Origin of the sequence: Streptomyces sp. NPDC048417, assembly GCF_040651615.1 — a bacterium.
Classification (GTDB): Bacteria; Actinomycetota; Actinomycetes; order Streptomycetales; family Streptomycetaceae; genus Streptomyces.
This window is the reverse complement of record NZ_JBEZKI010000038.1, coordinates 1-21,476: the sequence shown is the minus strand read 5'-3', so window position 1 is coordinate 21,476 and position 21,476 is coordinate 1. Positions and strand designations below refer to the sequence as shown.

The 21,476-nt window shown below is 70.3% G+C and carries 17 protein-coding genes and 1 pseudogene; 7 read left to right on the top strand and 11 right to left on the bottom strand.

The genetic code is table 11. From position 1 onward, the window contains the following. Positions 1-248: 248 nt before the first annotated feature. A complete protein-coding gene (locus AB0D59_RS42630; RefSeq protein ID WP_362576758.1) occupies positions 249-2,705 on the top strand; it encodes a DNA topoisomerase IV subunit A in 2,457 nt (818 codons plus the stop codon). Here the strand turns inward: AB0D59_RS42630 and AB0D59_RS42625 are convergent. Next, positions 2,702-3,775: a GTP-binding protein gene (locus AB0D59_RS42625; protein WP_362576664.1), complete on the bottom strand. Its 1,074-nt coding sequence runs from the start codon at positions 3,773-3,775 to the stop codon at positions 2,702-2,704. The genes AB0D59_RS42630 and AB0D59_RS42625 overlap by 4 nt on opposite strands. A gap of 131 nt (positions 3,776-3,906) precedes the next feature. Further along, the gene (locus tag AB0D59_RS42620; RefSeq protein ID WP_362576663.1) at positions 3,907-5,070 is read right to left on the bottom strand and encodes a citrate synthase/methylcitrate synthase; all 1,164 of its coding nucleotides are present in this window, start codon (positions 5,068-5,070) and stop codon (positions 3,907-3,909) included. A gap of 108 nt (positions 5,071-5,178) precedes the next feature. Here AB0D59_RS42620 and AB0D59_RS42615 point away from each other — a divergent pair, with 108 nt between their 5' ends. From AB0D59_RS42615 to AB0D59_RS42600, 4 genes are all read left to right on the top strand, one after another. Continuing rightward, complete coding sequence (locus tag AB0D59_RS42615) at positions 5,179-6,435, top strand: citrate synthase (RefSeq protein WP_362576662.1); 1,257 nt, start codon at positions 5,179-5,181, stop codon at positions 6,433-6,435. Between the two features lie 81 nt (positions 6,436-6,516). Beyond that, positions 6,517-7,461: a sucrase ferredoxin gene (locus AB0D59_RS42610; protein ID WP_362576661.1), complete on the top strand. Its 945-nt coding sequence runs from the start codon at positions 6,517-6,519 to the stop codon at positions 7,459-7,461. Positions 7,462-7,578: 117 nt separating this feature from the next. Further along, positions 7,579-9,234: a sensor histidine kinase gene (locus tag AB0D59_RS42605; RefSeq protein ID WP_362576660.1), complete on the top strand. Its 1,656-nt coding sequence runs from the start codon at positions 7,579-7,581 to the stop codon at positions 9,232-9,234. Continuing rightward, positions 9,231-9,911 (top strand): response regulator, encoded by a 681-nt coding sequence (locus AB0D59_RS42600; RefSeq protein WP_362576659.1) that lies wholly within the window; start codon positions 9,231-9,233, stop codon positions 9,909-9,911. The genes AB0D59_RS42605 and AB0D59_RS42600 overlap by 4 nt, the downstream gene beginning before the upstream one ends. Before the next feature lie 28 nt (positions 9,912-9,939). Here the strand turns inward: AB0D59_RS42600 and AB0D59_RS42595 are convergent, their stop codons facing one another. The 3 genes from AB0D59_RS42595 to AB0D59_RS42585 are packed head-to-tail and all read right to left on the bottom strand — an operon-like array spanning position 9,940 to position 12,708. Next, the gene (locus AB0D59_RS42595; protein ID WP_362576658.1) at positions 9,940-10,983 is read right to left on the bottom strand and encodes an ABC transporter substrate-binding protein; all 1,044 of its coding nucleotides are present in this window, start codon (positions 10,981-10,983) and stop codon (positions 9,940-9,942) included. A gap of 53 nt (positions 10,984-11,036) precedes the next feature. After that, on the bottom strand, positions 11,037-11,903 hold the full coding sequence (locus tag AB0D59_RS42590) for an ABC transporter permease (RefSeq protein WP_362576657.1): 867 nt from the start codon (positions 11,901-11,903) through the stop codon (positions 11,037-11,039). Further along, entirely contained in the window at positions 11,893-12,708 is an 816-nt protein-coding gene (locus tag AB0D59_RS42585) for an ABC transporter ATP-binding protein (RefSeq protein WP_362576656.1), read from the bottom strand. The genes AB0D59_RS42590 and AB0D59_RS42585 overlap by 11 nt, the downstream gene beginning before the upstream one ends. A 158-nt stretch (positions 12,709-12,866) precedes the next feature. Between AB0D59_RS42585 and AB0D59_RS42580 the strand changes: the two genes are divergently transcribed. After that, a complete protein-coding gene (locus AB0D59_RS42580) occupies positions 12,867-13,559 on the top strand; it encodes a response regulator (protein ID WP_362576655.1) in 693 nt (230 codons plus the stop codon). A 26-nt stretch (positions 13,560-13,585) separates the two neighbouring features. On the opposite strand, the pseudogene AB0D59_RS42575 reads toward AB0D59_RS42580, so the two are convergent. The 6 genes and pseudogenes from AB0D59_RS42575 to AB0D59_RS42550 all read right to left on the bottom strand — a co-directional run. Next, positions 13,586-15,169 (bottom strand): annotated as a pseudogene (locus AB0D59_RS42575) (cation acetate symporter); the annotation flags it as partial. After that, complete coding sequence (locus tag AB0D59_RS42570) at positions 15,166-15,723, bottom strand: DUF485 domain-containing protein (RefSeq protein WP_362576654.1); 558 nt, start codon at positions 15,721-15,723, stop codon at positions 15,166-15,168. The pseudogene AB0D59_RS42575 and the gene AB0D59_RS42570, both read right to left, overlap by 4 nt. Before the next feature lie 69 nt (positions 15,724-15,792). Further along, entirely contained in the window at positions 15,793-16,476 is a 684-nt protein-coding gene (locus tag AB0D59_RS42565; protein ID WP_362576653.1) for a response regulator transcription factor, read from the bottom strand. Next, entirely contained in the window at positions 16,473-17,624 is a 1,152-nt protein-coding gene (locus tag AB0D59_RS42560; RefSeq protein ID WP_362576652.1) for a histidine kinase, read from the bottom strand. The genes AB0D59_RS42565 and AB0D59_RS42560 overlap by 4 nt, the downstream gene beginning before the upstream one ends. Further along, positions 17,621-18,154 carry a DUF1453 domain-containing protein gene (locus AB0D59_RS42555; protein ID WP_362576651.1) on the bottom strand — a complete coding sequence of 178 codons (534 nt, stop codon included), beginning with the start codon at positions 18,152-18,154 and terminating at the stop codon, positions 17,621-17,623. Before AB0D59_RS42555 ends, AB0D59_RS42560 begins: the two co-directional genes overlap by 4 nt. Positions 18,155-18,528: 374 nt before the next feature. Beyond that, positions 18,529-20,652, bottom strand: a complete 2,124-nt coding sequence (locus AB0D59_RS42550) for a DNA topoisomerase IV subunit B (protein WP_362576650.1) — start codon at positions 20,650-20,652, stop codon at positions 18,529-18,531. A gap of 441 nt (positions 20,653-21,093) precedes the next feature. Here AB0D59_RS42550 and AB0D59_RS42545 point away from each other — a divergent pair, with 441 nt between their 5' ends. Next, positions 21,094-21,324, top strand: coding sequence for a hypothetical protein (locus tag AB0D59_RS42545; protein WP_362576649.1), 231 nt, complete (start codon positions 21,094-21,096; stop codon positions 21,322-21,324). Positions 21,325-21,476 lie beyond the last annotated feature (152 nt).

Below are 21,476 nucleotides of genomic sequence, written 5' to 3'. Positions count from 1 at the left end.
GAAGCGGTCTCGAACCGCGGTTTTCCTGCCGGTCCTGCCACTGTATGCAAGCGTGCCGGGACCCGGCGAAGTTCCCGCACCGCGTACGCCCACAGCGGATCGCGTAGCCTGCGTCCGACCCGCTCCCGAACGCCTCCGAGGCACCGGGGCGGGCCGCGGAGACCGGGGCCTGGCCCGGGTTGTCGGTGCCGCGGTCCACAATGGTCAGCGTCAGATCCCGTTCACGCATGAGCAAGGAGCCGGCAGCGATGGCCCGCCGCAGCACGAAGACCCCGCCGCCCGACGACTCGTACGAGGAGAGGATCCTCGACATCGACGTCGTGGACGAGATGCGCGGCTCCTACCTCGAGTACGCGTACTCGGTCATCTACTCGCGCGCCCTGCCGGACGCCCGCGACGGCCTGAAGCCGGTGCACCGCCGCATCGTCTACCAGATGAACGAGATGGGTGTGCGCCCCGACCGCGCCTATGTGAAGTGCGCGCGCGTGGTCGGCGAGGTCATGGGCAAGCTGCACCCGCACGGCGACGCGTCGATCTACGACGCGCTGGTGCGCATGGCCCAGCCGTTCTCGATGCGCGTCCCGCTGGTCGACGGCCACGGCAACTTCGGCTCGCTGGGCAACGACGACCCGCCGGCCGCCATGCGGTACACCGAGTGCCGGATGGCCGAGGCGACCAGCCTGATGACCGAGTCGATCGACGAGGACACGGTCGACTTCGCGCCCAACTACGACGGCCAGGAGCAGGAGCCGGTGGCACTGCCCGCCGCCTTCCCGAACCTGCTGGTCAACGGCTCGTCGGGGATCGCGGTCGGCATGGCGACGAACATGCCGCCGCACAACCTCGGCGAGGTGATCTCGGCCGCCCGCCATCTGATCCGGTATCCGAACGCGGACCTGGACACGCTGATGAAGCACGTCCCGGGCCCCGATCTGCCGACCGGCGGCCGGATCGTCGGCCTGGAGGGTGTCCGGGACGCCTACGAGACAGGCCGCGGCACCTTCAAGATCCGGGCCACGGTGGCGGTGGAGACGGTCACGGCCCGCCGCAAGGGCCTGGTCATCACCGAACTGCCCTTCACGGTCGGCCCCGAGAAGGTCATCGCCAAGATCAAGGACCTGGTCAACTCCAAGAAGCTGCAGGGCATCGCCGACGTCAAGGACCTCACCGACCGCGAGCACGGGCTGCGTCTGGTCGTCGAGATCAAGAACGGCTTCGTGCCGGAGGCGGTCCTGGAGCAGCTCTACAAGCTGACGCCGATGGAGGAGTCCTTCGGCATCAACAACGTCGCCCTGGTGGACGGCCAGCCGCTCACCCTGGGCCTGAAGGAACTGCTCGAGGTCTACCTCGACCACCGCTTCAACGTGGTCCGCCGCCGCAGCGAGTTCCGCCGCACCAAGCGCCGCGACCGCCTCCACCTGGTCGAGGGTCTGCTCACGGCCCTGGTCGACATCGACGAGGTCATCCGGCTGATCCGCTCCAGCGACAACAGCGCGCAGGCCAAGGAGCGCCTGATGGAGCGCTTCTCGCTGTCGGAGATCCAGACCCAGTACATCCTGGACACGCCGCTCCGCCGGCTGACCAGGTACGACCGCATCGAGCTGGACGCGGAGAAGGACAAGCTCACCACGGAGATCGCCGAGCTGACCCGGATCCTGGAGTCGGACGCGGAGCTGCGCAAGCTGGTCTCGACCGAACTGGCCGCGGTGGCGAAGAAGTTCGGCACCGAGCGGCGCACGGTCCTGCTGGAGGCCTCGGGTGCCCCGGCGGCCTTGGTGCCGCTCCAGGTGGCCGACGACCCGTGCCGGGTGCTGCTCTCCTCGACGGGCCTGCTGGCGCGCACGACGAACGGCGAGCCGTTCCCTGAGGACGCCGACGGCAAGCGGGCCAAGCACGACGTGATCGTCTCGGCGGTCCCGGCGACCGCCCGCGGCGAGGTCGGCGCGGTGACCTCGTCCGGCCGCCTGCTCCGGGTCAACGTGGTCGACCTCCCGCAGCTCCCGGAGACGGCGACCGCCCCGACCCTCGCGGGCGGCGCACCCCTGTCCGAGTTCCTCTCCCTGGAGGACGGCGAGTCGGTGGTCTGCCTGACCACGCTGGACGAGTCCTCACCGGGTCTCGCCCTCGGCACCGAGCAGGGCGTGGTCAAGCGCGTGGTCCCCGACTACCCGTCCAACAAGGACGAGTTGGAGGTCATCACCCTCAAGGAGGGCGACCGGATCGTCGGCGCGATGGAGCTGCGCACCGGCGAGGAGGACCTGGTGTTCATCACGGACGACGCGCAGCTGCTGCGCTACCAGGCCTCCCAGGTGCGCCCGCAGGGCCGTCCGGCGGGCGGTATGGCGGGCATCAAGCTCGTGGAGGGCGCGAAGGTCATCTCCTTCACCGCGGTGGACCCGGCGGCCGACGCGGTGGTCTTCACGGTGGCCGGTTCGCGCGGCACGCTCGACGACTCGGTGCAGACGACGGCCAAGCTGACCCCGTTCGACCAGTACCCGCGCAAGGGCCGGGCGACCGGCGGGGTGCGCTGCCAGCGGTTCCTGAAGGGCGAGGACTGCCTGGCCTTCGCCTGGGCGGGGCCGGTGCCGGCCAAGGCGGCCCAGAAGAACGGCACGCCGGCGGACCTTCCGGAGGCCGACCCGCGCCGGGACGGCTCGGGAGTCTCGCTGCCGAAGACGGTGTCGGTGGTGGCGGGCCCGGTCTAGGCCCCGTAGCCACCTTCCTCAGGGCCTTCCTCGAGGCCCCGTACATAGCGCAGGACGCCCCACATGCCGTGCTCGTCGGCGTGCGGGGCGTCGCTCGTGCACGCGTCCAGTTCCTTGCGCAGGGCGGGCACGTCGATGCCGGAGCCGATCAGCACGAGCTGCGTCAGCCGCTCCTCGTCCGGCCCCCAGGGCTCCGGGTAGAACCGCAGAAACCGCCCGACGGCATGCACGGCGTACCGGTTCCGGGTGTCGTACGGCCCGAAGCCGACGTACCCCTTGATCCGGTAGAGCCCCTCGGGCCGGCTGTCCAGGAAGGCCATGAGCCGACGGGGATCGAGGGGCCGATCGGAGACGAAGGACAGGCTGTCGTACCGGGTGTGCAGGTGTCCCGCGTGCTCGTCGCCTTCTCGATGCTCGTGCAGATCGTCGAAGGACAACTGCCCGATGCGCTCCTCGCCTGGCCGGCAGTCGAAGAGGAACTCGGGGTCGATACGGCCGTAGGTGGCCGGGACGACGGCGGCCCCGTGGTCGCTGAGCGACCACACGAGCCCCAGGACACGCTCGCCGCCCCGCTCGGCCCGGTCGAGCTTGTTGACCACGACCAGGTCGGCGAGGGCGAGGTGCCGGTCGATCTCGGGGTGCTTGGCGCGCGTGTCGTCGAACTCGGCGGCGTCGACGACCTCGACGAGTCCGCCGTAGACGATGCCGGGGTGCTCGCTGGCGAGCAGCATCCGGACGAGTTCCTGGGGCTCGGCGAGACCGCTCGCCTCGATGACGATGACGTCGGCACCGGTGGCGGGGTCGGCGAGCCGCTCCAGGTAGAGGTCCAGTTCACTCGCGTCGACGGCGCAGCACAGGCAGCCGTTGCCGAGCGAGACGGTGGAGTCGCCGAGGGCGCCGGCCACGGCCATCGCGTCGATCTCGATGGCCCCGAAGTCGTTGACGATCGCCCCGATCCGGCTGCCTCCGCTGCGGTGCAGCAGGTGATTGAGGAGCGTGGTCTTCCCGGAGCCCAGGAATCCGGCGAGCACGACTACCGGGATCTGCTGGGGGCTGCGGTGGTGCTCCAACGGGGGCCTCTTTCGTGCGGACGGGGGTGTGGGCCGGTCCAGGATAGGAAACGACCTGCCGCCGAGAACCGCGCCCGTCGCCCCGGCGTGCCGACCGGGGAACGACGGTTCGTGACGATCGCCGCAGAGGCCTACCGAGCCGCGGCCGCCACCCTCGGCTCCGGTCCCACATACCGTGCCACCGGCCGGATGATCTTCGAGTCCGCGGCCTGTTCCAGGATGTTGGCGCTCCAGCCGACCGCACGGGCCGCCGCGAACGTCGGGGTGAACATCTCCCGGGGCAGGCCGCAGAGTTCCATGACCACGCCCGCGTAGAACTCGACGTTGGTGTGCAGTTCGCGGCCGGGCTTCAGTTCGGCGAGGATGCGCTCCACATGGCGTTCGACCTCGACGGCGAACTCGACCCGCAAGCCGCCGAAGTCCTGCGCGATCTCGCGCAGCATGCGGGAACGCGGGTCCTCCGTACGGTAGATCGCATGTCCGAAGCCCATCACGCGGTCACCCGCCAGGACCCGTTCGCGGGTCCACGGGTCGATCCGGTCCGGCGTGCCGATCGCGTCCAGGGTGTCCAGCGCCCGGCTGGGCGCGCCCCCGTGCAGCGGCCCGGACAGCGCACCGACCGCTCCCACGAGGCAGGCAGCGACGTCCGCGCCGGTCGACGCGATGACGCGGGCGGTGAATGTTGATGCATTGAATCCATGATCAATAGTTGAGATCAAGTATTGCTCGACCGCACGCGCCTGCCGGGGATCCGGTTCCGAACCCGTCAACATGTACAGGTAGTTGGCCGCGTACGACAGGTCCGCGCGCGGCTCCACCGGGTCGAGCCCCTGCCCGAGCCGGTACAGCGCGGTGAGCAGCGTCGGTACGGCCGCACAGGCGGCGACCGTGTCGGCGCGGCGCTGGTCCGCGTCGATGTCGTACACCGGCCGGAATCCCCGCGCCGCGCCGAGCAGCGAGAGCGCGGTGCGCATCCCGGCCAGCGGTCCGGACCGGCCGCTCGCCGCGGCCACTGCGGGCAGGGCCGCCCGGACCCCGTCGGGCAGGTGTCGGAGTGCGGCGGTCTCGGCGGCGAACGCGGCGGCTCGCTCCGCGTCGGGCAGTTCGCCGTGGACCAAGAGGTGCCAGACGTCCTCGAAGCCCCGGGTGCGCGCGAGTTCGACGGCCGAGTACTGCCGATAGTGGTAGAAGCCCTCGATCCCCCGGACGTCCCCCACCTCGGTGTCCGTGACGACGACACCGGCGAGCCCACGCGGCACCTCGACAAGGGCCGACGCGCTCCTGTTGACGGTCATGACGTGCCTCCGTTTTCTCCCTGAACTTGATTCGACTGTCCATGCTTGACTATTCTTCTGTCAATATTGATCCAATCAATGCACCCCTGACACGACTACGGTGGCGCCATGCGCGATCAACAACCCTCTCCCGGCAGTCCCGCGCGGCGGCTGAGCACCAAGGAGACCGCCGAACTGCTCGGGGTGAAGCCCGAGACCGTGTACGCCTATGTGAGCCGCGGTCAGCTCAGCAGCAGGCGCGAGCCCGGTGGCCGCGCCAGCACCTTCGACGCCGGCGAGGTGGAGGCGCTCGCACGGCGCAACAGGCGTGAGGCCGTGGGGACTTCGGGCTCCGGCGGGGATCTCTCGGTGCGCACCCGGATCACCCTGATCGAGAAGGACCGCTACTTCTTCCGGGGTGTCGACGCGACCGAACTCGCCGCGCGCCACTCCTACGAGGAGGTGGCCGAGTGGCTGTGGACGGGCCGGATGACCCCGGGTGTGGCCCTCACCGCCCCGGAGGCCACCGTCGCCGTCGCCCGTCGGGCCGTCGACGCGTTGCCGGAGCACACCTCCCCCACCGACAGGTTGCGGGTCGCCACGATCGCCTCGGCCGCCGAGGACCCCCTGCGCTTCGACCTGTCCGAGGACGCCGTCCTCGGCACCGCGCGCGTGCTGATCCCCACGCTGGTCGCGGCGCTGCCGGTACAGCGCGAGCGCCGGCACGACGACGGCCCGCTGGCTCACCGGTTGTGGCGCCGGCTGACCGGCATCGACCCCAGCGACGCGGCGCTGCGCGTACTGGACACGGCGCTCGCCCTGCTCGTCGACCACGACCTGGCCGCCTCCACGCTGGCGGTCCGGCTCGCCGCCTCCGCACGCGCCCACGCGTACGCGGCCGTGTCGGCCGGGCTCGGCGTCCTCGAAGGCCCCCTGCACGGCGCCTCCAGCGGCCTCGCCCACCGGATGCTGCTCGACGTCCTCGACCAGGGCACCGCCGTCCCGGTGATCGCGGACGAACTCCGCGCGGGCCGCCGTATCCCCGGACTCGGCCACCGGCTCTACCAGGGCGAGGACCCACGCGCGCGTGTCCTGTTCGGCCTCCTGGAGGAGGTCCCCCGCGCGGAGCCCGCCCTGCTCGCGGCACGGGACATCGTCGCCACGACCGCCCGGCACGCTCCGCTGCACGCCAACGTCGACCTGGCGCTGGCCGTGTTCACGGCCTCCTGCGGCATGCCCGCCACCGCGGGCGAGACGATCTTCGCGGTCGCCCGGACGGCGGGATGGATCGCGCACGCCCTGGAGGAGTACGGGGAGCGCCCGCTGCGGATGCGACCCAGCGGTCACTACATCGGTCCGAAGCCGCCGCAGCCCCTGCCGGAGTAGTCCACCCCGGCAGCCCGCCGGAGAGGCGAACGCGCCGGGGCCGGAAGTCACTCCGGGCAAAGTCAGGTTAGGCTCACCTCCGTGAGTAGGTGCGCAACCGTCTCCCGGATGCTTGACGAGCCCGTTTCCGGCACCGCCGCCACCGCGACGACGTGGCTGCTGCTGGAACAGTCCGGCCCGTGGGGTGCCAAGGCGCTCACTTCGAGCCATCTGGACCCCGCGCTGGGCCGCGCTCTGGAGGCTGCCGCCAAGGGAACCGGCGTGCGGATCGCGCTCATCCGCCGCGCCGGCAGGCACGCCGATCCGGGCACCCCCGCCATGCGCCAGGTGTACGCCGCCCACACGGTCCCCGGGAACGTCTGGCTGCACAGCGCCGCCACCCGCGACCCCGGGCGGCTGCTCGGCCTCGACTTCGCCGCGCTCGGCGCGGGCGACCACCGTTCCTTCGGTACGGCGCTCGGCGGCCGGCCGCACGGGGGCAACCCCCTCGCGCTCGTCTGCACCAACGGCAAACGCGACCGCTGCTGCGCCCTGCTGGGCCGCCCGCTCGCCGCGGAGCTGGCCGCGTCCGGTGTGAACGGCATCTGGGAGGTCACCCATCTGGGTGGTCATCGCTTCTCGCCGACGGTGCTCGTCCTGCCGTACGGCTACGCGTACGGCCGCGCCGAGGCCCATGCCGTCAAGGAGGTCCTGCACGGCGCCCAGGAGGGCCGTGTGGTGCTGGACGGGTGCCGTGGGTGCTCCGCCTGGGAACGGCCCGGCCAGGCGGCCGAGCTGGCCGTGCGCGAGGCTGCGGGCGAGTACACGGCGGGCGTGCTGAGCGTCGTACTGACCGAGGGCGCGGCCCCGCACTGGGACGTCACCGTCGCCCACGCCGACGGCCGGCGCTGGCGGGTCGGCGTGGCCCAGGGCACCTCCCTGCCGCCCCGCGCGGAGAGCTGCGGAGTGTCGGTACTGGGGTCGCCGGCCCGGATGGACGTGGTGTCGCTGCGGGAACTGCGGACGACGACGGCTCTGGCGAGCTGACGCGACCGCGAAGCGTGAGCTGACGCGACTCCGAAGACGGATTTCCCCAAGAAATAGTCAAGAGATCCACGCCACACCCCTACGGCCGGGCCCGCACGCCCACGTACCGTCGTGGGTATGAGCCCCACTCCCCCCGTGCGCCGCCTGCGCCTCGGCCTGCCCCGACGGGCGTTCTCGCAGGTCCTGCTCATGCAGGTGGTGATCGCCGCGGGGGTCGCGGTGCTGGCGACCGGGCTCTTCCTGGCACCGCTGAGCAAACAGCTGGACCAGGAGGCGATGCGCCGGGCGCTGGCGATCGCGCAGACCACGGCCCAGGACCCGGAGATCGCCGAGGGTGTCCTCACCACCCGGCCGAGCACGACCGGCCCGGTGCAACGGGAGGCGGAGCGGATCCGGAAGGCCACCCACGCCGAGTACATCGTGGTGATGGACCGGCGGGGGTTCCGCTGGTCGCACACCACGCTCTCGGAGATCGGCCGCCATGTCTCGACCAGCCCGAGGGAGGCGCTGGCCGGCGAGGACGTCATGCAGATCGACAACGGCACCCTGGGCCGCTCCGCGCGCGGGAAGGTGCCGTTGTACGACGCGAAACACCGGATCATCGGTGCGGTCTCGGTCGGTATCGCGTACGACAGCGTGCGGGCGCGCCTGCTCAGCGCGATCCCCGGGCTGTTCGCCTACGCCGGCAGCGCTCTGGCGGTCGGTGCGCTGGCCGCCTGGCTGATCTCCCGGCGGGTCCAGCGGCAGACCCGCGATCTGGCCTTCTCCGACATCTCGGCGCTGCTCGCGGAGCGCGAGGCGATGCTGCACGGCATCCGGGAGGGCGTCGTCGCCCTCGACCGCAGCGGCCGCATCCGCCTGCTGAACGACGAGGCGAGACGGCTGCTCGGCATCGGCGACGAGGCCGTCGGCCGGTCTCCTGACGAGGCGCTCGGCGAAGGCCGTACGACCGATGTCCTGGCCGGCCGGGTGACCGGCACCGATCTGCTCACCGTGCGCGGCCAGCGGGTCCTGGTCGCCAACCGCATGCCCACCGACGACGGAGGCGCCGTCGCCACCCTGCGCGACCGCACCGAGCTGGAGCAACTCGGCCGCGAACTCGACTCCACGCGCGGGCTGATCGACGCCCTGCGCGCCCAGGACCACGAGCACGCCAACCGTATGCACACCCTGCTCGGGCTGCTGGAACTGGAGATGTACGACGACGCCGTGGACTTCGTCGGAGAGGTGGTGGGTGACCACCGGGTCACCGCCGAGCAGGTCACCGAGAAGATCCAGGACCCGCTGCTGGCCGCTCTCCTGGTCGGCAAGGCCACCGTCGCGGCCGAGCGCGGGGTCGCCCTGTGGGTGTCGGACCGCACCTGGCTCCCGGACCGGCTGATCGACCCCAGGGGCCTGGTCACGGTCGTGGGCAATCTCGTGGACAACGCGCTGGACGCGGTCGCCGGCACTCCGCACGCGCGCGTGGAGGTCGAGTTGCGCGCCGAGGGCCGCGCGGTCGTTCTCAGGGTGCGCGACACCGGGCCCGGGATCCCCGCGGAGCAGCGGGAGCTGGTCTTCACCGAGGGGTGGTCCACCAAGAAGCCGCCCGCGCACGGCAAACGCGGCATCGGGCTCTCGCTGGTGCGCCGGCTCGCCGAACGGCAGGGCGGCACCGCGGCCGTGGGAGAGGCGGACGGCGGGGGCGCGCAGTTCACGGTCGCGCTCCCCGAGGCACTGACCGAGCAGGAGTCGGAACCGGCGCTCGTCCCGGCCGACGAGGAGACGCGATGATCGAGGTCCTGGTCGTGGACGACGACACCCGGGTCGCCCGGGTCAACGCCGCCTACGTCGAGAAGGTGCCGGGCTTCCACGTGGCCGGCGAGGCCCACAACGCGGCGGAGGCGCTGCGCCAGCTGGAGACGCTGCCCCGTCTCGACCTGGTCCTCATGGACCACTACCTGCCCGACGACACGGGCCTCGCGGTGGTCCAGGAGATGCGCCGGCGCGGCCACCAGACCGACGTGATCATGGTGACGGCGGCCCGGGACGTGTCGACCGTGCAGGCGGCGATGCGGCACGGCGCCCTGCAGTACCTGGTCAAACCGTTCGCGTTCACGGGACTGCGCGCCAAGCTGGAGGCGTACGCCGAGCTGCGGCGCACCCTGGACGGCGGCGGCGAGGCCGAACAGGCAGAGGTGGACCGTATCTTCGGCGCCCTGTCCACGACGTCCGAGCCGGACCTGCCCAAAGGGCACTCCCCCACCACGGCCGAGCTGGTGCGCCAGTCCCTGATGAACGCCGAGGGCCCGCTGTCGGCCCAGGAGATCGCCGAGCGGACCGGGGTGAGCCGCCAGACCGCCCAGCGCTATCTGAAGCTCCTGGAGCGCACGGGACGGGCCCGGCTGACCCTCAAATACGGCGACGCGGGCCGCCCCGAACACCGTTACGTGTGGGCGACCCGCGGCTGAGCGGCTGAGCGAACCGAGGCCCGTGTCGTTACTTGGCGGCCTCGACGAACTCGGTCGTGTACGTCTTGGCGAGGTCGACATCGGCGTTCTGGATGTTCGGGTTGAACGCCTTGAGCACCTTCTCAACGGTCTCGGGACCGTTCTCGGGCATCACACCGTCGTCGGTGAACATCGGCAGCGTGCTCTTGATGGCTTCCGTGTAGAGGGTCTTGTCGCCCTGTGAGTAGTCGGCGGGCATCTTGGCCGCGATCTCGGAGGCGCTGTGGGTGGACATCCACTTGAGCGTCTTGACGAATGCATTGACCATTTTCTGGACGGTGTCCTTGTGCCCGTTGACCCAGTCCGTCTGCATGTACAGGCTTGACGAGGGGTACGGCCCGCCGAGCGCCTCCTGGGATCCCTCCGGGGTCCGCATGTCCAGGAGGATCTTGCCCGCCTTCTTGTCCAGGATCGTCGCGACGGTCGGGTCGGTCGTCATACCGCCGTCGATGGAGCCCTGCTGGAGCGCCGAGATGAAGGTCGGGCCCGCGCCGACGGCGACCGGCGTGAAATCGCTGACCTTCACGCCGTTCTTGACAGCGAGGTATTTGGTGAGGAAGTCGGTGGAGGAGCCGAGGCCGGTGACGCCGAGCTTCTTGCCCTTGAAGTCCTTGGGCGAGGTGATGTCTCCGGACGCCTTGGTGGAGACGACCTCCACCTCGCCGGGCGCGCGCGAGAACTGCACGACGGACTCCACTGACTTGCCCTTGGTCTGCAGGTCCAGCGTGTGGTCGTAGAAGCCGACGGCCCCCTGGACCTGACCGGAGACGAGCGCCGTCTCGGCCTGGACACCGGCCGGTTCGCTCAGCAGCTCCACGTCGAGGCCCTCGGCGTCGAAGTAGCCGAGCCGCTGGGTGAGCATCGCCGGCATGTAGATGACCTTGTCCAGGCCGCCGACCATGATCTTGACCTTCGTACCCTTGCCGGAGCCGGTGGAGGCCGTGCTCGCCGCGTCGTTGGCGCACGCGGTGAGGGAGGAGAGGGCGAGCAGCCCGGCGGCGGCCAGGGTGGTGTATCTGGCGGACTTGCGCATGACGGTTCACGTCCTTGTGAGAGGGCGGTGCGGGGTGGAGGAGAAAGGGGTGGTCAGCTGTCGGAGTCCGACGGCTTCCAGCGGAAGATGCGGCGCTCGGCGAAGGTGAGCAGCCCTTCGGCGGCGAGCGCGACGACGGCGAGGATGACCATCGCGGCGTAGACACCGGCCGCGTTGAAGGTGCCCTGCGACTGCGCGACGAGCAGGCCGATGCCCTTGGTGGCGCCGATGTACTCGCCGACGATGGCGCCGATGAGGGCGAAGCCGAAGCTGACGTGGAGACTGGTGAAGATCCACGAGGTGGCGGACGGGATGACGACCTGGAGGGTCACCCTGCGGTTGCTCGCGCCGAGGATCCGGGCGTTGGCGACGAGGTTGCGGTCGACCTCGCGGGCGCCCTGGAAGGCGTTGAAGAACACCGGGAAGAAGACCAGCACGACGGCCGAGGCGACCTTGGAGGACGCGCCGAGCCCGAACCAGATCACGAAGATCGGGGCGAGCACGATCCTGGGGATCGAGTTGAGCACCTTGATGTAGGGCCCGAGGACGTCGGCGAGGAAGGCGATCCGCCCGAGAGCGATACCGAAGACCACACCGGCGATGACACCGATGACCCAGCCGAGCAGCGCCTCGTAGAGCGTGTACCAGATCTGCTCGCCGAGGGAACCCTGGGCGGTCCCGTGCATCATCCAGGTCCAGATCTGGTCCCAGATCTTCGACGGCATCGAGAAGTTGAACGGATCGATGACCTTGGCCCGGGACAGGGCCTCCCACAGGCCGAGGACGGCCACCAGAAGGAGTACCCGTACGGCGAGCACGATCACCTTGCGTCTGCGAGCGGCCTGGGCCCGCGACCGGGCGCGGTCCGGGCCGGCCTTGACCGTGTCGACGACCGGTGTGCTGAGCGTCTCAGGCGACATTGGCGGCACCCCTCTCGCGGGTGATGCGGACCTCTTCGCCGAGGGACTCCCAGATCTCGCGGTAGATCTCGATGAACCGCGGCTCCAGACGCACCGACTCGACCTTGCGGGGGCGGGGCAGGTCGATGTCGAAGACCTGCTTCACGGTCGCGGGCCCGGCGGTCATGACGACGACCTTGTCGGCCAGCGCGATGGACTCCTCCAGGTCGTGGGTGACGAAGACGACCGAGGCGCCCGTGCCCTCCCACAGCTCAAGCAGCTCGTCCGACATCAGGGCCCGGGTCTGCACGTCGAGCGCGGAGAACGGCTCGTCCATGAGCAGGATCTCGGGGTCGTTGACGAAGGTCGCGGCGAGCGCCACGCGCTTGCGCTGCCCGCCGGAGAGCTGATGCGGATAACGGTCCTCGAAGGCGGCGAGACCGACCTTGGCCAGCCAGGCGCGGGCCTTCTCCTTGGCCTCCGCCTTGGGCACGCCCCGGAAGCGGGGCCCGGCCATCACGTTGGACAGCACCGTCCGCCAGGGGAAGGTGGCGTCCTGCTGGAAGACGAAGCCGACCTTGTCGCCGACGCCGACGACCGGCTCACCGGCCACCAGCACCTCGCCCTCACTGGGCTCCTCCAGCCCGCTGACCAGGGTCAGCGTGGTGGACTTACCGCAACCCGTCGGCCCTACGACGGCCACGAACTCACCACGCCCCACGGTGAGGTCGAGGTCGCGGACAGCCGTGTGCAGACCCCCCGACGGAGTCTTGAAGATCTTGCTAGCGCCCCGCAGCTCGATGGCGGGGCTGGTGTCTGCGCTCATGGGCCGGGACGGTAGGTGTGACCCGGACCACGGCAGCAGTCTTCTGGGCGCAAGCCGTTCTTTTGCTCGCAAGCATCTGTTGTGCTCTTTTTGCTCGCGCTACAACTGCGGAGCCGAAACACGGGCTTAACGCTCGCCGGCCTTGAAGGAGAGGCCTGATGATTGACGTCCTGGTGGTCGATGACGACTTCCGAGTCGCCGAGATAAACGCCAAGTACGTGGGAAAGGTTCCCGGCTTCCGGGTAGCCGCCCGCGCGCACAGTGCCGCCCAGGCCCTGGCCGCCGTGGAACGCGGCACCATCGACCTGGTCCTGCTGGACCACTACCTGCCGGACCAGACCGGCCTCGAACTCGTCCACCGGATGCGGGAACAGGGCCATGGCACCGACGTCATCATGATCACGGCCGCCAGCGACGTGACCACCGTTCAGAAGGCGATGCGCCTGGGCGCCCTGCACTACCTGGTCAAGCCGTTCACCTTCGCCGCCCTGCGCACCCGCCTCGACTCCTACGCGGCCCTGCGCCGCACCGTCGACCGGGTCGGCGGCCGGGGTCTGACCGGGCAGGAGCAGGTCGACCGGATCTTCGGCGCGCTGCGCACCTCACCGGCCCCGTCCGCGCCCGGGCTCCCCAGCGGCCACTCCGAACCCACCACCGACCTCATCTGCGGCGTCCTGCACCGCGCCGACCACCCGCTCTCCGCCCACGAGGTCGCCGCCGAGACCGGCCTCAGCCGCTCCACCGCCCAGCGCTACCTCCGCCATCTGGAACAGGCGGGCCGACTTCACCTCTCCCTGAAGTACGGCGACACGGGCCGCCCGGAGCACCGGTACGCCTGGGTGGCGCCGTAGCGGCTCCACCCACGGGTCAGACGGCCCCCCGCCCCGGTCAGCGACCGCACCTCGGTCTCCGCGTGCCTGGCCTCGTCCGGGACCTCATCCGAGGTGACGGTGCCCAGCCAGCCGGCGACGAAACCGAGCGGGATGGAGACGATCCCCGGGTTCTGCAACGGGAAGTACTGGAAGTCCACGCCCGGGAACAGCGCGCCCGGGCTTCCCGACACCACCGGCGACAGCACGACCAGTGCCAGGGCCGGAACCAGCCCGCCGTATACGGCCCATACCGCGCCGCGGGTCGTGAAATCCCGCCAGAACAGCGAGTACAGCAGTGCGGGCAGGTTCGCGGAGGCGGCCACCGCGAAGGCCAGCCCCACCAGGAAGGCGACGTTCATGTCGCGGGCCAGCAGACCGAGGGCGATCGCCACCACCCCGATGCCGACCGCGGCCGTGCGCGCCACCGCCACCTCGCTGCGCTGCTTGGCGTGCGGCCTGCGCAGAGAGGCGTACAGGTCATGGGCGACGGAGGCCGAGGAGGCGAGGGTGATCCCGGCGACCACCGCGAGGATCGTCGCGAAGGCGACGGCCGCGACCACCGCGAACAGAACCGTTCCGCCTGTGGAGCCCGCGCCACCGCCCAGATCGAGCGCCAGCAGCGGAACGGCCGTGTTCCCCGATGCGTTCGACGCGCGCACCGCGTCCGGTCCGACGAGGGCCGCCGCGCCGAAGCCGAGCACGATCGTCATCAGGTAGAAGCCGCCGATCAGCCCGATCGACCAGACCGCCGAACGCCGTGCCGCCCGCGCCGTGGGCACCGTGTAGAAACGGGACAGGATGTGCGGCAGCCCCGCCGTGCCCAGCACCAGCGCCAGCCCGAGGCTGATGAAGTCCAGTCGCGCGCTCCAGCTGCCGCCGTACTTGAGGCCCGGCGCCAGGAACGCCTGCCCGTGTCCGCTGCGGTCGGCTGCCGTGAGCAGCAGGCGGTCGATGTCGCCGTGGAACCGCAACAGCACCAGAACGGTCAGCACCACCGTCCCGCTGAGCAGCAGGACCGCCTTCACGATCTGGATCCAGGTGGTCGCCCGCATCCCTCCCAACGACACATAGATCACCATCAGCGCACCGACCCCGATGACCGTCCACGCCTGCGCGGCCTGGCTCGTCCGCCCCAGCAGCAGCGCCACCAGGCTGCCCGCCCCGACCATTTGCGCCACCAAATAGAGAACGGACACGGTGATCGAGGAAGTTCCCGCCGCGATCCGCACCGGCCGCTCCCGCATCCGCGCCGCGATCACATCGGCGAGCGTGAACCGCCCGCAGTTGCGGACCAGTTCGGCCACCAGGAACAGCACGACCAGCCAGGCGACCAGGAAGCCCACCACATACAGCAGCCCGTCGTAGCCGAAGAGCGCGATGAGCCCGGTCACACCCAGAAAGGAGGCCGCCGACATGTAGTCGCCCGCGATGGCAAAACCATTCTCCATCGGGGAGAAGAGCCGCCCGCCGACGTAGAACTCCTCCGCCGAACCATGCCGTCGCCGGCTCACCCACGTCGTGATCCCGAGCGTCACCGCGACGAACGCGCTGAACAGCAGCAACGCCAGCGTCTGATGGTGCCCCGTCATGACTCACCACCCCGAGCGCCCCGGGTCAGCTCCTGCGTGTCCCAGCGGAGCTCCAGCGCCGCACGGTCCCTGCGCAACCGCGCGTGCCGGGCGTAGGCCCAGGTGAGCAGGAACGTCGTGAGGAACTGTCCGAGGCCCACGACCATCGCCACGTTCACCGCCCCCGCGACGGGCCTGGCCATCAGCCCCGGCGCGGTCGTCGCGGTCACCACGTACCCCACGTACCAGGTGAGGAAGACGGCGACTCCCGGCACCACGAACCTCCGGTAGCGGCTGCGCACCTCCTGGAAGGCCGCGCTGCGCTGCACCTCCAGATACACGTCACGGGCGCGAACGGCCGCCCCCTCCCACTCCGTTCGCGCGGCCGGTACGGCGGGAGCCGGCACCCCGGTACCGTCCAGATCGCCCCAGCCGGAGGCCAGTGCGTCGTACCAGGGGTCCTCGTACCTGACTTCTCGGGAGGCCGTGCCGTACTCGCCCTGGTTCTCGTGCGTCTCGGCCGAACTCTCGGGACCGCCCCCGCCGTCGCGGTGACGATCGTTGCTTGACTGCATGCCCAAGGATGGACAGATCGGGAAGATCCCCGACACTTCTTCTCGCGGCTCTTCACCCCATTAGGTGACTCAATCCGCTGGTGGCCGTACCAGTCCCTTCCCATAGGCGTAACGAACCGCCTGGGCGCGGTCCTTGAGCCCCGTCTTGGAGAACAGGTTGTTGATGTGTGTCTTCACGGTCGCGGTGGAGACATGCAGCCGACGGGCGATCTCCTGGTTGGTGAGCCCCTCGGCGATCAGCACCAGGACCTCGGTCTCCCGCACGGTCAGCCCGTCGGGCGCTTCGGTGGCCACGGGCGCCGGTTCGGGCTGCGACAGCCTTTCCAGCAAACGCCGTTGGATGCTCGGCGACAGTCCCGCGTCCCCCGAGAGCACGCTCTGCACCGCCCGCACGATCTCGTCGCCACCCGCGTCCTTGGTGAGATAGCCACGGGCACCGGCTCTCAGCGCCGGAAACAGCGACTCGTCGTCCGCGAACGTGGTGAGCACCACGACCTGTGTCCCCGGGTACTCCGACCTGATCCGCCGGGTCGCCTCCACACCGTCGCAACGAGGCATCCGCAGGTCCATCAGCACCACGTCCGGGGCGAGTTCGGCGACCAGCCGCACCGCCTCCTCCCCGTCCCCCGCCGCTCCCACGACCTCCACGCCGGGCAGCAGGCCGAGGAGCATCACGATGCCTTCCCTGACCACTGTCTGGTCGTCGGCGACCACCACCCGCGCGGGCTTCTTCTCCCCCTCCGTCTCCGTCATACGGGCACCCTCAACGTCACCTCGAACCCCTCGTCATCACGCCCTGCCTCCAGCGACCCGCCCAGCAACTCGGCCCGTTCCCGCATACCCAGCAGACCGTATCCGCCGCCGACGTCGGTGAGTTCACCGGGACGACCACCCGAGTCCCGCACGTTCAGGGTCACCTCGCGCTCCTGGTAGTCAAGCCGTACCTGGACCTTGGCGCCATAGGCATGCTTGCGGACGTTCGTCAGCGCCTCCTGGGCGACGCGTCGTACGGTCTGCGAAGCTTCTGCGCGCAGGGCCTTGCGTTCACCCGTGACGGTGACCTCGGCGCCGTCGGTCGAAGCGACGATCTCGGTGAGGAACTCCTCCAGCGGGGTCAGCTCGCCGCGCAGGGCGGACAGGGCCTGGCGGGTCTCGGCGAGTCCGTCCCGGGCCATCCCCCGGGCAGCCACCACCCGTTCGAGAATCTGCTCCCGGTCGGCTCCGCGCTCGATCAGCAACCGCGCCGCCTCCAGGTGCACCATCTGGGCCGAGAGGCTGTGGGCCAGCACGTCGTGGATCTCCCGCGCGATCCTGGCCCGCTCCGCCAGCGCCGCCGACTCCGCCTCGGCCGCTCTCGCCGCGCGCTCCTGGGCCAGCAGCCGCTGAGCGTGGCCCCGGGCCTCGGCATCGAGTCTCATCACGTACCCGGCGAGTGCCATTCCGACGACGGTGGCCGCGGTGGTCAGCCACACGTCGTTGTTGAACGCGGAGTACGAGGCGAGGGCCACGGACGTGACTGGCACCGCGACCGCGATCGGCAGCCGCTCCAGGGCGGAGATGCCGCAGCCGCACCAGATCACGAGGGCAGGTCCCCGGAATCCGTTGGCCTCCGCCGCGACCGCGACGGCCAGGAGGACCCCGATGAGGAGCAGGGCCGGCACTAGCCGGTGGGCGTAGGTGGTCCGGTAGAAGCCCCAAGAGGCCACGGCGGTCACGCCGACACCCGCCACGGCCGCGGCCATGCTCCAGCCGTGGACGTGTGACTGGCTGAAGGCGCCCCACAGCAGCAGGGCCAGGAGCATCAGTCGCACGGCCCAGGCGAGCATGCGTCGGGGCGGGGAGATCGCCGCGCGGCTCAGTGCCTCACGCGAGGGCCAGCGTGTCCAGACGTTCTCCGTCACACGCCCTCCTTCCTGGTGACCCGGGCCATGCCGTCACCGTACGCCCGGGTCGGGCCGCCCGCGGATGGCGCGGAGGGGAGCGACTGCGCACGCCAGACGAGGATGCCGGCGCGAACCAGCAGGGTGACCGCCAGTCCGAGCATGAGGGCCGAGCTGTCCTGATGAACGCCGACGAGGGCGCCGAGGGCGACGAGACCGACGCGCACGGCTATCCCGACGAACCAGACGGCCGCGCTGGCCTTGGTGCTCTTGGTCCAGACGACCCCGTCGGGCTCCGTCCACATCCGGGTGGTCCAGGCCCAGGCGGCGCCTGTCCCGAGTCCCACCAGCATCTCGGCGCCGAGCAGCAAAGCGGATTCAGTGCCGTGCTGGGCATCGAGTATGCCGGGTTCGCGCAGCGCGACGACCGCGAGGATCACAGGCAGCAGCCACCAGCGCCGACCGGTGTCGACCGGGCGGGCGCGGAACTGGCGCACGATCACCACGACGACGACTGCCACGATCAGCAACGCATTGACGAGCCCGGCCATCAGAGCCTCCGTGAGCGGGAAGGGGCGGTGCCGGGAGCGGGAGCCGCCGACACCTCCGACGCTACGGAAATGCGCAGGTCAGCAGATCGGAGCGTGGGTGGATCACGGGTGGAATCCGACGAGCGGCTTCTCTCCACCCCCGGGTGGAGAGAAGCATGCGCGGGGCTGAGCGGACCGCTGCCGCCCGGCGGTCGGCGGGCGCCATGTCGGGAAGGCGACCGCGGGCGGCCGACAACGGGTGGGCGACGACGGGTGCGCGACGAGAGACAGGCGCCGACCGGTGGACGACGGGCGGCGGGCGCCGCTCAACTCACCGCCGCCCACCTTCACCTGCGCCCACCTCACCGCCCCGGCGGCCAAGCCCGGCGCAGCGGCTACGCGTCGATGCGCGACCGGTCCAGCGTCGCCGCCGAGCCGGAGATGAACTCCTTTCGGGGGGCCACGTCGTTGCCCATCAGCAGGTCGAAGACCTGCTCCGCCGCTTCGAGGTCGGAGAGGTTGATCCGGCGCAGGGTGCGGTGGCGCGGGTCCATGGTCGTCTCGGCCAGCTGGTCGGCGTCCATCTCGCCGAGACCCTTGTAGCGCTGGATGGAGTCCTTGTACCGGATGCCCTTGCTCTGGAACTCCATGAGCTTGTCGCGCAGCTCGCGGTCCGAGTACGTGTACACGTACTTGTCCTGGCCCTTCTTGGGCTGGACGATCTCGATGCGGTGCAGCGGCGGCACCGCCGCGAAGACCCGGCCGGCCTCGACCATGGGCCGCATGTAGCGCTGGAACAGCGTCAGCAGCAGGCAGCGGATGTGGGAGCCGTCGACATCGGCGTCGGTCATCATGATGATCTTGCCGTAGCGGGCCGCGTCGATGTCGAAGGTGCGGCCGGAGCCTGCCCCTATGACCTGGATGATCGCACCGCACTCGGCGTTCTTGAGCATGTCCGTCACCGAGGACCGCTGCACGTTGAGGATCTTGCCCCGGATCGGCAGCAGCGCCTGGAACTCAGAGTTCCGGGCCAGCTTCGCTGTACCGAGAGCGGAGTCGCCCTCGACGATGAAGAGCTCGCTGCGCTCGACGTCGTCGCTGCGGCAGTCGGCGAGCTTGGCCGGCAGGGACGAGGACTCCAGAGCCGTCTTCCGGCGCTGCGCGTCCTTGTGCTGGCGGGCGGCGATGCGGGTCCGCGCGGCTGCGACCGCCTTCTCCAGGACCACGCGGGCCTGGGCCGCCGAGTCCCGCTTGGTGGACGTGAGGAACGCCTTCAGTTCCTTGGTGACCACGTTGTTCACGATCCGGCGGGCCGCCGAGGTGCCGAGGACCTCCTTGGTCTGGCCCTCGAACTGCGGCTCGGCGAGGCGGACGGTGACGACGGCGGTGAGGCCCTCCAGGGCGTCGTCCTTGAGGATGTCGTCCTCGGCCACGCGCAGCAGCTTCTTGGCGCGCAGCACCTCGTTGAGGGTCTCGCGGACGGCCTGCTCGAAGCCGGCCACGTGGGTGCCGCCCTTGGGCGTGGCGATGATGTTGACGAATGACCTCACGGTCGCGTCGTAACCGGTGCCCCAGCGCAGCGCCACGTCGACGCCGAGTTCACGGGTGACCTCGGTGGGGGTCATCTGGCCGTGGTCGTCCAGGACCGGGACGGTCTCCTTGAAGGTGCCCTGTCCGGAGAACCGGAGGACGTCGCAGACCGGCTTGTCGGTGGCCAGGTACTCACAGAACTCGCTGATGCCGCCGTCGAAACGGAAGGACTCCTCGCCCTTGCTGCCGTCCGGGCCGAGGCCGTACTCGTCACGGACGACGATCGTCAGGCCGGGGACCAGGAACGCGGTCTGGCGGGCCCGCTGGTGGAGGGTCTCCAGAGTGAGCTTGGCGTCCTTGAGGAAGATCTGGCGGTCGGCCCAGTAACGCACGCGCGTGCCGCTGCGGGTCCTGGGGATCTTCTTGGTCTTGCGCAGCCCGCTCTTGGCCTCGAACTTCGCGTCCGGGCCGTCACCTGCGAAGACGCCCGGGACACCGCGGCGGAAGCTGATCGCGTGCACATGGCCGCCGCGGTCCACCTCGACGTCGAGCCGCGCGGAGAGCGCGTTGACCACCGAGGCGCCGACGCCGTGCAGACCGCCGGAGGCCGCGTAGGAGCCGCCGCCGAACTTGCCGCCGGCGTGCAGCTTGGTCATCACGACCTCGACGCCGGACAGGCCGGTCTTGGGCTCGACGTCCACGGGGATGCCGCGACCGTTGTCCCGGACCTCGACGGAGCCGTCGTCGTGGAGGATGACGTCGATGTGGTCGCCGTAGCCGCCCAGGGCCTCGTCCACGGCGTTGTCGATGATCTCCCAAAGGCAATGCATCAGACCGCGACTGTCGGTCGATCCGATGTACATACCGGGGCGCTTGCGCACTGCTTCGAGGCCCTCGAGGACGAGCAGGTGCCGCGCGGTGTAGTTGGAGCCGTCCCGGTCTGCTCCTGCCAGCAGCGCTGTGGACGGCACGGACGTGTCGGCGGTCACGCGGTTCGCTCCTCGCTGAATTTCAGTGGAGCCCCTTTTGGGTAAGGGGCCGGCTTCGGTTGCCGTTCAGAGGGTACCGAGGCCTGGTAGAGCCGTTGTAACGCCACCCTCGTCTTCAACTCACACTAGTCCACGGTCGTATGCGTGTTCGATCCCTCGATGGAGTGAAGTACATATCACGTTCCCTTCGAGGCATGAACCATTTAGGCTCCGGGCACGTCCTCACAAACAACCGGCAACCCGGCCGGGAGGATGAGACCGATGAACCGCGCGAACCCGTAAGCACCTAAGACGACGCAATACGGCACATTCGCCGCCAACCGGCAGCAGACGGCCACCTCGAAAGATTTTTTTCGAGGAGAAGCCCCGAGCGGGAACGTTTTCGGGCTGGTTGGATGTTGACCCTGGTACGACAGCTCGTCGAGCTAGAGAAGAGGCGACGTGACTACTGTTCTGACCCCCGCGAGCCACCTGACGGCCGCCGATCGCTGCGACCGCTGCGGCGCCCAGGCATACCTGCGCGTCGTGCTGCTCAGCGGCGGAGAACTGCTCTTCTGCGCCCACCACGGTCGCAAGTTCGAGCCGGAACTCAAGAAGATCGCCGCTGAGATACAGGACGAGACGGAGCGGCTGACGTCCGTTCCGAACACCGCCTCCGAAGATGATCGCTGACCTCTCGCACACACGACGAGCCAGCTCCGGTCCAGACCGGTGAACGGGCGGGGGGGGGCGGGGCCGGCGGGGCCGGCCGCGCCGGGCGCCACGGCCGCCCCCCCCCCGGGGGCCCGGGGCCCGGGGGGGGGGGGGGGGGGCGCGGCCGCGCC